This window comes from Pseudomonas bharatica (assembly GCF_048586865.1).
Taxonomy (GTDB): domain Bacteria; phylum Pseudomonadota; class Gammaproteobacteria; order Pseudomonadales; family Pseudomonadaceae; genus Aquipseudomonas; species Aquipseudomonas bharatica.
Window position 1 is genome coordinate 171,769 of the sequence record NZ_JBMAWR010000002.1, and the last position, 11,715, is coordinate 183,483.

General features: G+C 59.2%; 11 protein-coding genes. 3 read left to right on the forward strand and 8 right to left on the reverse strand.

The features are described 5' to 3' along the window. Positions 1-1,050, forward strand: a complete 1,050-nt coding sequence (locus ACKLLE_RS03200; protein WP_420056792.1) for a hypothetical protein — start codon at positions 1-3, stop codon at positions 1,048-1,050. Between the two features lie 265 nt (positions 1,051-1,315). Here ACKLLE_RS03200 and ACKLLE_RS03205 read toward each other — a convergent pair whose 3' ends face one another. From ACKLLE_RS03205 to ACKLLE_RS03220, 4 genes are all read right to left on the reverse strand, one after another. After that, complete coding sequence (locus ACKLLE_RS03205) at positions 1,316-2,314, reverse strand: acyl-CoA dehydrogenase family protein (protein WP_420056793.1); 999 nt, start codon at positions 2,312-2,314, stop codon at positions 1,316-1,318. 1 nt (position 2,315) lies between these two features. Beyond that, positions 2,316-3,470, reverse strand: a complete 1,155-nt coding sequence (locus tag ACKLLE_RS03210; protein WP_420056794.1) for an acyl-CoA dehydrogenase family protein — start codon at positions 3,468-3,470, stop codon at positions 2,316-2,318. Between the two features lie 81 nt (positions 3,471-3,551). Further along, complete coding sequence (locus ACKLLE_RS03215; protein ID WP_420056795.1) at positions 3,552-4,046, reverse strand: thioesterase family protein; 495 nt, start codon at positions 4,044-4,046, stop codon at positions 3,552-3,554. A gap of 52 nt (positions 4,047-4,098) precedes the next feature. Further along, positions 4,099-5,001, reverse strand: a complete 903-nt coding sequence (locus ACKLLE_RS03220; protein ID WP_420056796.1) for an enoyl-CoA hydratase-related protein — start codon at positions 4,999-5,001, stop codon at positions 4,099-4,101. Here ACKLLE_RS03220 and ACKLLE_RS03225 point away from each other — a divergent pair. Next, positions 4,975-6,444, forward strand: a complete 1,470-nt coding sequence (locus ACKLLE_RS03225) for an aldehyde dehydrogenase family protein (RefSeq protein WP_420056797.1) — start codon at positions 4,975-4,977, stop codon at positions 6,442-6,444. The genes ACKLLE_RS03220 and ACKLLE_RS03225 overlap by 27 nt on opposite strands. 65 nt (positions 6,445-6,509) lie before the next feature. Here the strand turns inward: ACKLLE_RS03225 and ACKLLE_RS03230 are convergent, their stop codons facing one another. The 4 genes from ACKLLE_RS03230 to ACKLLE_RS03245 form a co-directional block, all read right to left on the reverse strand. Beyond that, complete coding sequence (locus tag ACKLLE_RS03230; protein WP_420056798.1) at positions 6,510-7,610, reverse strand: alcohol dehydrogenase catalytic domain-containing protein; 1,101 nt, start codon at positions 7,608-7,610, stop codon at positions 6,510-6,512. 79 nt (positions 7,611-7,689) lie between these two features. Continuing rightward, entirely contained in the window at positions 7,690-8,814 is a 1,125-nt protein-coding gene (locus tag ACKLLE_RS03235) for an ABC transporter substrate-binding protein (RefSeq protein WP_420056799.1), read from the reverse strand. A 9-nt stretch (positions 8,815-8,823) separates the two neighbouring features. Beyond that, on the reverse strand, positions 8,824-9,894 hold the full coding sequence (locus ACKLLE_RS03240; protein WP_420056800.1) for a hypothetical protein: 1,071 nt from the start codon (positions 9,892-9,894) through the stop codon (positions 8,824-8,826). Between the two features lie 340 nt (positions 9,895-10,234). Continuing rightward, positions 10,235-10,786 carry a MarR family winged helix-turn-helix transcriptional regulator gene (locus tag ACKLLE_RS03245; protein WP_420056801.1) on the reverse strand — a complete coding sequence of 184 codons (552 nt, stop codon included), beginning with the start codon at positions 10,784-10,786 and terminating at the stop codon, positions 10,235-10,237. A gap of 145 nt (positions 10,787-10,931) precedes the next feature. On the opposite strand from ACKLLE_RS03245, the gene ACKLLE_RS03250 reads away from it, so the two are divergent. Then, positions 10,932-11,714: an enoyl-CoA hydratase/isomerase family protein gene (locus ACKLLE_RS03250; protein ID WP_420056802.1), complete on the forward strand. Its 783-nt coding sequence runs from the start codon at positions 10,932-10,934 to the stop codon at positions 11,712-11,714. Position 11,715 lies beyond the last annotated feature (1 nt).

The following is an 11,715-nucleotide window of genomic DNA, read 5'->3' on the forward strand; positions in this document are numbered from 1 at the left end:
ATGGCCGTCGACAACAGATTTGCTGCTGCCGATCTTGCCGACGCCATCACCCGAGCCCGCGCCTCGCGGGATCGGGGCGTGGCTTGGCTGCTAAGGCACATCGACCCCACTGGCAAACCTGTAGGTGCCGAAAAACGCAATGGCTGGGCCAGGGTGCCCTGGGCGCTTGCCGTATCAGGCGAGACCGACACCGCCGCCCAAGTTGTGGCGTGGGCCGAGCGCACTCAGTTGTGCGGTGATGGCAACTTCACTGCCGGCCCTGCTTATGGTAGCGGCCGCTTCCTGGCCTATCCGCTGGCCCATTTTGCTATTGGCGCCTGGCTTACCGAACGCTATGACACCGCCCGATCAGTGATGGGTGCCTTACGGCGGCTGCAGGATCCAGCAACCGGTGGGTTTCCTATCGCGCCTCCACAGGACCGAGCCACCGACCTGCACGACTTACTGTCGACCGCTCAGGCTGGGCAGGCTGCGGTCATTACCGGGCAGCACGATATCGCCGAGGGTGTGTACCGTTGGCTGACGGATTTGCTGCAGCAGCAACCACCATCAGCCGGTAGCCGGTTCTATACGTTCCGCCAAGGTGCGAACCTGGTGACTCAACCGGCGCAAGCGCTGGAGTGGCTGGCGATTACCGATTTCGATGTGCCACGCCAAACCTTCTACACGCCCGGGATGGCAGCGGTGTTTCTTTGCGCCTACGCTGGAAGCCAAGGGCTTAAACACCCCGTGGAATTGGCATCAGCGCTGCTGGCGCGCAACCTGTCAGGTACCGCAGCCCAGTTCGACGACCTGTCATCTGTCCAAGCCTGCAAATTCGGCTGGGGGGCAGCTGCCCTATATCCACTCGACGTACAGCGGGACTGGACGCCACACCTGAAGCGGATGGTGGGGTGGTTCGAGGACAGGCAAGCCGAAGATGGGTCCTGGGCGCCTTCTGCATTTCTACAGCCAGCCCCGGATGATGTCGATCGCCTAGTAAAGACCGCCGAACATGTCATGGAAGTCAACACCCTACTTGGCGCGCTGGGTTCGGCAGCAGCTGCTTAGCTTTGCCCTGCAACACATATAACAAAAAGCGCCGGTCGTTGACCGGCGCTTTTTGTTATTAAGGTCATCAGGGTATTCAACTGCTTCTGTCCAATCCCAGCGAGAGCAGCACCATCAGTAACCATGCCAGGAGGAACCGCAGCAAGAGAGCCCATCGCCCACTTGCAACAGGAGCGGAGGGTGGCATGCGTGGCTCGACAAAATGGCTCGGGACCTGCTTGGAGGTAGCCTGCATTTCATCAGGATCGCACACCACGCCGCAGCCTCAGACCTTGTCTGCTTCACGCGCCCAGCGCGGCAGCGGAATACCTTGGTCGTGGTGCCAGAGCAAGCGCACCTGATCACGCTTTCCAGGGTCGAGCATTGATCTTGCCAAGTCAGCCAAGCGCTCACCAGGGCGCTCTCCCCGGTTCGCCCAACTGCGCAATCGGCGACTATACAACTGCACGTCGTATTCCATGGCAAACCCATTACCCCCGAAAGTCTGATGCACCGTTGTCGCAACGGAGCGCGCAGCCTCGATCGCTTTGGCGCGGACCATGATCGCAAATGCAGCGGAAGGCGCACCATCACCGCCCACATCTGCGCGTGCCGTAAAGGCGGCCTTGCGAACCAGTAGTTCGGCAGCGTCCAGCAGCACACTGGCATTGGCCAAACGGTTGGCCACCCCCTGGTAGCTGCCGATGATCTTGCCGAATTGCTCGCGCTCCTTCGCATAGCCCAAGCCGTACTGCAGAAGAGCCTGGCCGGCGCCGGTCATCCGCGCCGCATCCACCAAAGCGGCATAACGAGACAGCCGATCCGCCAGATCGGAATCGCCCAACCACTGGCCATCCACATGCCCGCGCTGGTGTTCAACCAGCAAGTCGCCCGCCGTCGTGCGCCGGGCATCGCCGCAAAGCGCTTCGAGATAAACACCTTGCGACCGGATCACAGCCACTTGCGCCACCGACGCAGGCACTGGACCGCTGAATGCGAGTGCCACGTTAGATCGACCGGTCAGCGCCAGTACAGGAATCGTTTCGACATAAGCGGTCGGTGCCAGCGCATGGCCCAGTTCGTAGGCAATACGAGCGAACAGATCAGGTTCCGCCTCCAGGTCATCCAGGCCAAAAGCCGAAAGATGCTCGGCCACAGCCGGCGATAGACCATCATTGCTCGCCTCCGCCGCACGTACCTGCTCAGAACTACACTGCTTTGCCAGCACTTTACGCAGCGTGCCACCAATCTCTTCGACCTCTTCACTCCAGCGTTCATCCAGCATTTCAATTGCTCCTTGGCAGGTGGAGTTGGCGATTGGCGATAATGTTGCGCTGAACTTCACTGGTGCCGCCGATCACGGTCAACACGGTCGCAACGCGCAACTGCTGCTCCAAATCCTGGGCAAGTATGTCTTCGCCTTCCTGGTATAGGGTTTGATGTCCCATCAGCTCCGTGGCCCACTCGATGAAACGCTGAGCCAGCTCCGATCCATGTACCTTGCTCATCGGCCCTGTACCGGAGGTATCTTCACCACGTGCGGCACTGAGGCCAACCCGCAGGTACAACAGCCGATCGGCCTCCAGATCCATGATGAAACGGCCTAGCTTTTCAAGATCGCTTTCTGACAACTGATCAGCCATGCCCGAAAGGCGATGAATCAATCGTGCGCACAGCAAGCGGGTCTCCGTACCGCCAAAACTCATGGCTCGTTCTTCGTCGAGATTGCCGGTGATCACCTGCCATCCTTGGTTTTCCTCACCCACCAGATTCTTCACCGGAACCCGTACGTCATCATAGAAAACCGCATTGACGCGCCAGCCACCCATCACCCAGACCGGCTGAATTGTCACACCTGGTGATTTTAGGTCGACCAGCAGCAAGGACAGGCCGCGGTGTCGGGTTTGCTCCGGGTCGGTACGCACCAGCAAGCTGCACCAGGTAGAGACATGCGCCGAAGAAGTCCACAGCTTGGCGCCATTGACCACATAGTGATCACCGTCGCGCACGGCACGGGTTTTCAATGACAGCAAGTCACTACCCGCACCAGGTTCCGACAAGCCTTGGCAGTAAGTCCACTCGGCGTTGACGATATGCGGCAGGTGCTCGGCAATTTGCTCTGGCGAACCGCTGCGCAACAACATGCCGCCGCCGCGCTGGTTGGTGGTCAAGCCATAGCCAGGGAAGCCCTGGCACTCCAGCTCTTCGGCCATGAGGAATTGCTGATCGACCCGTGCCTCTTGGCCATATGGTTTTGGCCAGGTCAGGCCTATGAGGCCACGGTCGGCCAACTGCTTCTGAAACGTCATCGAATAACGCTCGATGCTCATGGCCTCGACTTCTTCACGCAAGGCATGCATCTGTGCCCAACCGTAGCTGTCGGCCAACTCTCGCATCTGGTCGCGATAACGGTTTTCCTCATCGCCCGGGAAAAAGTTCATAACCGCTCCAAATAGATAACTTAGATAACCTAGTTAGTATAGATTGATCCTGTATGCGCTGTCATCCCACCTCCGAAACCTTCAGCCACGCAGAAGCCGACCCGCACCGACTGGCCGCTCGATCACCGAAAAGCCATCAGCCAACTTATCCAGGCGCTCGATTACATCGGCCGGAAACGCTGCCGAACGCCGGGTCTCGAGGCTGACGCTGGTCGAGACATATTCGATGGTTGCCACCAAGGCGCCCTCACCCCCCTTGCGCATTTCGTGATAGTGATAAAACCGCTTGAGATCGAAACCCAGGAGCCAGCTGCGAATGACCACCGGGTCACCCAGTTTCAGTTCACGCTCGTAGACGATATGCGCTTCGCGCTGGAATATAGTCAGCCCGCGCGCTCTATAAGCGGGGCCGAACCCCAGCGGACGAAATAGCGGCGGCAAGGCTTTCTGGAAAAGATCGACGTAATGCAAGGCCCCCATGTGCCCATTGAGGTCGATGACCTCGGGCCCGACTTGGCTGTTCAACGCTTCTATCGGCAGGGCTATGGGCAGCGGCGGTAAAGGTGTGGATGTCATCGCCAGGCTCCTGTTAGTTGCAGGTTTTCCCGGCCAACTGCCGGGCGATGGATCAACGGCCGGCCCATACCGGTTTGCGACGCTCCAGAAATGCCCTGGGGCCCTCCTTGGCATCCTCACTCTGACGAACTACTTGCCCAGCCTCACGCATGGCGGCGAACAACTGCTGTTCATCCAGATCCTGGGCCATTCGGGCAATCTTCAAGCTCTGCTGTACAGCCACCGGTGCACACTCGGCAATCTGGTTGGCCATATCCAAAGCGGCCTGAACCGCACCACCCTCATCCACCAGGCGGTTTACCAACCCCAGTGCATAGGCGCGTTCCGCAGAGATCGGCTCCCCAGTCACCAGCATCTCGCACGCGACCGCAGGAGCGATGCGCCGAGGCATACGAAACACTCCAGCACCTGCAGCAATGATGCCGCGCTTGACCTCTGGCAGTGCAAAACTGGCCCGACGGGAAGCCACCAGCAGATCGCACGCCAGGCAGATCTCCAGCCCCCCCCCATATGCCGGCGCGTCTACTGCAACGATCCACGGTTTGGTGCGGCAAGCCTGGATCAGTCCGGCGAATCCACCTGCCTCGGTCAGCAGCGCTGCATGGTTACCGGCGGCCACCTCTGCGAGATCCGCACCGGCACAGAAGCTCTGCTCGCCGGTAGAAGCTAGCACCACCGCGCGTATGTTCGGGTCCTCCTCGGACAGCTTGACCGCGGCACCAATACCTTGGGCGATCGCGCCATTGATGGCATTGCGTTTATGTGGCCGGTTGATCCTGACCAGCAGCACATGATCATTTGCACGCGTCACCTCAAGCTCTGCATCCATCCTCTTCTCCTCACGTTGCGATATGGCTTGCCAGCAAGCGCCCACATCACTATGGTTTAATAAGTGATCATAGTTAACTACGTTAGATAGGAGGTTGCAATGTCGAAGCATGATCAGGTCGATCACGACCATCTGCATTACATCGGTGGTGAATTCGTAACCTCGGCAGGCTCGGCGTCCATCGAAGTGGTCGATCCTGCCACAGGCTTGCGCATCAAGGACGTGGCGGCTGGCGACGCGCAGGATATCGATCGGGCGGTTCACGCCGCCCGCGACTGCTTCGACTCACGAGCCTGGCGCAAGATCGCGCCCGCAGATCGGGCCAACACTTTATGGACCTTAGCGGACCGCATCGCGGCCCATACCGATGAGTTCGCCGAACTGGAAACGCGTGACAATGGCATGCCTCTGATGTTCGCCAAGGCGACCATCGCCAGCCTTGTCAACGGTTTGCGCTACTACGCAGGCATGGTCACCAAACTGCATGGGCAGACGGCGGATATCTCTGGCAACGGTCGCGACTTGCACGCTTACACCCAATCCGAACCGGTCGGGGTAGTCGGCTCGATCACACCGTGGAATGCCCCCTTGGGTGTGCTGATCAACAAGATCGCCCCCGCCCTGGCTGCCGGCTGCAGCATTGTCTGCAAACCTGCCGAGCAGACCCCGTTGTCAGCAGTGCGCCTGGCCCAATTACTGGATGAATGGAAGCTGTTTCCTGCGGGCCTTATCAACATCGTCAACGGCTATGGCCACATCGCGGGTCAAGCCCTGGCGGATCACCAGGATGTCGACAAGCTGACATTCACTGGGTCCACTGCTGTTGGTAAGAAACTCGTTCACGCCTCGGCACAGAGCAATCTCAAACGCGTCACGTTGGAACTGGGCGGCAAGTCTCCACTGTTCATTTTCGACGACGCCGATCTTGAGAAAGCCATAACCGGAGCGGCAATGGCCATCTTCGCCAACAGCGGGCAAGTATGTTTCGCCGGATCGCGCCTTTACATCCAACGCGGCATCTTCGACAAAGTCATCGAAGGTGTGGCCCGGGTAGGTGCAGCCATGCGCCTAGGCAGTGGACTCGATCCCCAGACCCAGATGGGGCCTCTGGTTTCAGCGCAACAGATGGCCCGGGTACTGTCGTATGTGGAAAGCGGTATCGGTGAAGGGGCCGAACTGGTTTGCGGCGGGACCCGCCATGGTGAGCAGGGCTTCTTCGTCAGCCCTACAGTATTCGCCAACCGTGACCGCAAGCCACTGACCATCGCAGAAGAAGAGATCTTCGGGCCGGTGGTCACTGCAATGCCTTTCGATGGGCTGGAGGAACTCGAGGTCCTGGCAAACGCCACGCCTTACGGTCTGGGTTCGGGCATTTATACCAGCAATGTCTCCACCGCCCACCGGGCAGCCAAACTGATTCGTGCCGGCAACGTCTGGATCAATTGCTACGGCATTCTCGATAAAGCCATGCCTTTTGGTGGCTTCAAACAATCAGGTTGGGGCCGCGAATCGGGCTTCGAAGGTATTGCTCCGTTCCTGGAAAGCAAATCGGTTTACACCCTGCTGTAACTACAAGCTTGAGCCAGCCTTGCGTAGCCGAAAGCGGCTACGCAAGGTATGATCCAGGATTCAGGTCAGACTGACGAGTACAGGACCACAGACCGCACCGACTCCCCAGTACGCATCAATGTAAGGCCATGGTTGATCTCGTCAAGCTGCAGACGATGCGAGATCAACGCATCAAGGTCGAACTCACCAGCCACGTATTGGTCCACGTAGCGCGCTACGTCTTGGCGCTTGGCCCCCCCCATCAACGACCCCGTCCAGCGGCGACCGCTCATCAGCGTGAAGGGCGCAGTGCTGAGTTCTTTGCCAACCGGAATCACCCCGACGCATACCGCAAGCCCCCAAGCCGGATTTGTGGACTCCAGGGCTTGTCGCGCCAGCTCTGGCACCCCCACACACTCGAAGGCGAAGTCTACCCCCATTGGGCTCAACGTTTGGATCTGGGTGATTACATTGTCGACCGCCTTGGGGTCGATGAAGTCGGTCGCACCCATTGCTCGGGCCACGCTTTCTTTGCCTGGATTGGTGTCCAGCGCAATGATGCGGGCGGCACCCGCCAGCTTCGCCCCCTGAATCACACTCAGCCCTACCCCACCCGCTCCGAACACCGCCACGCTGGAACCGGGTGTTACCTTGGCGGTGATCAGCGCCGCCCCTAGCCCCGTGGAAACACCGCAGGCGATGCAGCAAGCATGCCCGACCTCAGCGTTGCGGTTGACTCGCACCAGGCTGTCAGCCGGCACCACGGTCATTTCAGCGAACGTGCCCAGACCGCAGTAAGCCGCCACTGGCTGGCCATCCAAACTGAACGGTGACCGCGGCGCCTGGCGCCGGGCTAGCATCTGTACACACAGATTAGTGCGCCCTGACGTACAGAACGGACATACACCGCAATCTGGCACCAAGTAAGGCATGACACGATCACCCAGGGCAAAGTCGGTGACGCCTTCACCAAGCGCCACCACGTCGCCAATCCCCTCATGGCCGAGCACGACCGGGAATGCCTGGGGAATCTTGCCTTCCAGCGCACTGAGATCCGAATGGCATAGACCGGTCGCCAACAGCCTGACCATGACCTCTCCCGGCCCTGGGTCGGCCAAGGTCAATTGACGAATTTTCAAGGGCTCATTGGCCGCGAATGCAACTGCGGCTCTTACCTGAACAGGCATGGCAATCACTCCGTTTCTCGTGGGAGCCGGCGCACTGGCAACAGCAGCCGGCAGATCTTGGAAATCTGCATTCAGGCTGTCATTGCAGGTAGTCGAGCAAGCCCGAGACCGCGCGATTGACACCCCGCTCGACAGTCCGCGTGACCAGGTAGTTACCCTGATAACCCCTGCGGCCGCTTTTCGAGAAGCTGATCAGGGTGCCCGCGCCACCAGCCGCAGCCGGCAGCATGCGGACGCGCTCAAGGGCCTGTTTGAGGCCCTCGGGTGTGGAGGGGGTCATGTTCGACAGCGCTACCGCCAACGTGCGACCGATGTCGAACCCGATCGCCTGATAGGTATGCGCTGCCGTTCTGGCGAAGCGTCGCTCAAAGGCCTGCACCATGGCCGCGAAAGTTGGATTGGCGGCGTCGAACTGATCGATACCGGTCCAGCCCTCGAACCACTCCGGCCCATCGAAGCCCGTCGTGGCCGCGACAAAGTTGCAGACCATCAGCTTGCCCGGGTCCCATCCAGTGCTTTCCAGCGCGCAGACAAACTGGCGGTGCATACACACCGAGATGACCAGAAGCGCATCGGCACCGCTGCGCTGTGCATTGGCCACCGCCATGTCGACACTGACTTGGTCCGGTGCAGGATCGATGGTGTAAGTGCCAGTGACCTCAAGCCCGGTTTCCCGCATGGCCTGGTTGAAGGTCTGCGCATATTCGTTCCCCATCATGCTGGCGTCACGAATCAGTGCAACGCGCCGGTAACCCTGCTTGCGGGCATGACGAACGATCATGCGGATCTCATCGCAATAGGTGCCGTTGGGTAACTGGAACAGATAAGGGCTGGCCAACTCCAATGTGCCGCCGAACGAAATCACCGGGACCTTGGCCTGATTGATTTCGTCCTCGCACGCCATCAGGTCATCCGGCAAGGTCGGTCCGATGATGCAGTGCACTCGCTGCTCACAGGCCAATTCGCGAAACGCCTGGCGCACATCCAGCGCACTGGCATTAGGGCCGCCATACACTTTCCGGGTAATCAGTTCGATGTCGCGGTCAATCACACCCTGCTCTCGGGCTTGCTCGAACGCGAGTACGATGGCATCGGCGTAATCGAGCAGCGGCTGGGTTGCATAAGCCCAGTCCATCAGCAGGCCAATGCGCCAAGGCACCTTGGTCGGACGCCTTGGGTTCACGAGCGTTTCATTTGCAGTCATGGCCGGCCCTCACTGAAAACGTGCGCGCCACGGCGCGAAGACGGTCGGCTTGAGAATGCCTGTCGGTGCTGCCGCCACCTCCGGAATGGCGTTGATGCACAGCGCCGCGATGGCCTTGCCGTTAGGGTCATAGCCACGATCGGTCAGGGCGTCGGCGCCGATCGCCTCAAGAGGCATTTCCGCGCGCAGGCGAGGTTGGCCATCAATATCGACGATCCACACGTTTCGAGTGTCCCACCCAGGCACGGGCTCGACGTACCAATGGGACTTTTGCGTGACTCGTAGACCATTGGTCATGAGTATGGTCCAGGTCCATACGGTCGCCTTAGAAGTGCCTTCGGCGATCAAGCCTGCCTTCAAATGAATGTCGTGGGTTGCCGGGATCCACTGGAGGTCGAGCGAAATGGATTCGACCTGAGTCGCCCAGTGCTCGGCCATCAAGTGGTACATCTCGCTGTACAGGGTGGTCAGCGTACGTGGCGTTTGATGGTCCACGGTGATGGTACCCGGAGGATGCCCCAGGCCGATCACATCGTAGATGGTGTGAGCGGGGCGCATGCGTAAGTCGAAGTACTCGATGAAGTCGACGCCCTGTACCTGCGTACAGAAACTGCTCAGGGTAGGACCCATCCGGTCGAAGACAAAACCTGGGCAAATGCCGTTGCCGTGCAACGTGCTGCCCCCCTGTTCGCATGCTTGAATGAACCGCTGTTCGTAGGCAGCGCCGCGCCATCTTGGCCAGTAGTAACCGCGCACCGAGATCACGTTCTTGCCTGCACCGAGCAATGCCAGGACTTGATCGTCGCTGACGTCGGTGGTCGATTCGAGCATTGGCATGTGCAGAACGAAGTCGGCATCGAGCTCAAGAATCGCAGCCATGTCATCGGTTGCTTTGATTCCAGTATCAGGTCTGCCACACAAAGCCCCAGCGTCTTGGCCGGCCTTGTCGCCACTGTAGACGAACACGCCTGCAAGCTGCAGGTCCGGATGATCGATGATCTGTCGCAGTGACTCCCGCCCTAGTTTGCCAGTTGCCCATTGCACGACCTTGTAAGGTGGCTGGGGAATACGCTTACCCATGTAGAGCTCCCTTGTTGGATGATTGACTGGAGTTGATGGCCTGGCAGTCCAGCGTCATCTCGGCGGGATATTGGCCAACGTGGCCAGCAGGATCTGCCAATCCAGTCGCCTGACGTCGAACAACCGTCTGAGGCTCCAGCGATTGGGCACATTGCTGCCGGCAGGCATTCGAGGATCATTCCTATTCATAGGGGCTCCCTTATGGTTTTTGTCGTTCGACGGAGCACAAACGAGAGTTTCAGTTTGGGCAGAATCGATCAGAGCACCCCGACAAACTAGTTAACTTATCTAACCACGTCAACAGGCCTTTTCATCTTGTATTTGCCGTCAAACCCTTGATTCACTCGCTCAGCTGCGCCTGTTGCAAGCGCCACTGCACGGCAAAGCGATGGAGCAACTCATCCAATTGCCGCCACTGATCCGTGGTAAGCGCCTGAATCACCTGCGGCGTGTCGTGTTGACGTGCACTCACTGCCATCGCGCGCCCATGATCGGTGAGACGCACCCGGCTAGCCCTGCGATCTTCGCTGTCCGCTTCCCTGACGATCATTGAGCTCTTCTCGAGCCGGTCGATGCGTTTGGACATACCTCCCGAAGAAATGTCCAGCATCGAGACCAAGTCAGTGACACGAATCGGCCGTTGCGCCCGATCCATCCTTTCAATCGTGTACAGGGTATCGAGATCCCCCGCTGAAAGACCGATCATCGCGGCTTTGCGCTCCTTGTGCTGCGTCAGCTCCTGAGCCAGGTGCATCATCCGAGCTAGGGCGAGAATCGCCGGCGCTTCCCCTGATTGTCCTTCGGACTGTGTAAGAAGCTCGGAGAACGCTGCCAGCGCCTGATCTTGAGTAGCGCTTTTCAAGGTTGCTCCACGTGCTTTGGAAATATTCACCACCATTTTCCTCGATCGATACTTGCCAAATAGCTTCCCGGGAAGATACTTTTTAGGAAGATAGTTCCACAGATGCAATTCAAGTGAATCTTGCCACAAGGCGAGTATTCGATTCGACAACGCGACAGTTGATGAGTGAACGACTATGGACGAACCCTGCGAAGTGCTACGTGTGGAGGATGTGGCGGGTGTCAGAACACTGACACTGACCCGACCGCATCGCAGCAATGCCATCGACCCCGTCTTGCATCAGGCACTGCTGTACGCCATTGATGCCGCCGGCGCCGATCCGGATGTCCGCGTTATTGTGATTACGGGTGAAGGGGACAAGGCATTTTGCGCTGGAGCGGATATCAAGGCCGCCGAAGCGACCAGCACTCAGCCGTTTCGACTGCCTATGACAGGCCTGCAGCGCAATCTCTACGAAATGCTGTTGGAAACCTGGAAACCCACCATTGCAGCAGTCAATGGTGCAGCCGCTGGCGGCGGACTGGAACTGGCACTGGCGTGTGATATCCGCCTGTGCGACCCGAGTGCTCGCTTCATCGTCCCAGAAGCCAAGCGTGGAATGGGGGCGCACTTCGCTACCACCCTGCTACCGCGCCTCATCGCCCCCACCCATGCTCTGCGCATGCTCTACCTGGGTGACCCGGTAGATGCCGAAGAGGCACTGCGAATCGGTCTCGTCAGTCAGATAAGCGCGCCAGGCTCAGTGCTCCGGCAGGCCCAGGACCTGGCAGCTCGCATTGCCAGTAATGCACCGGTAACCCTGCGCAGGATCAAGGAAACCACGGTCAAATCATCGGGACTGCCTCTGGCCGCCGCTTTGCGGTTGAACGAGGGTATCAGCCCTTACTTGAGTGAAGACCGCGAAGAAGGGTTTCGGGCCTTCCTAGAGAAACGCCAACCACAATGGAAGGGACGCTGAA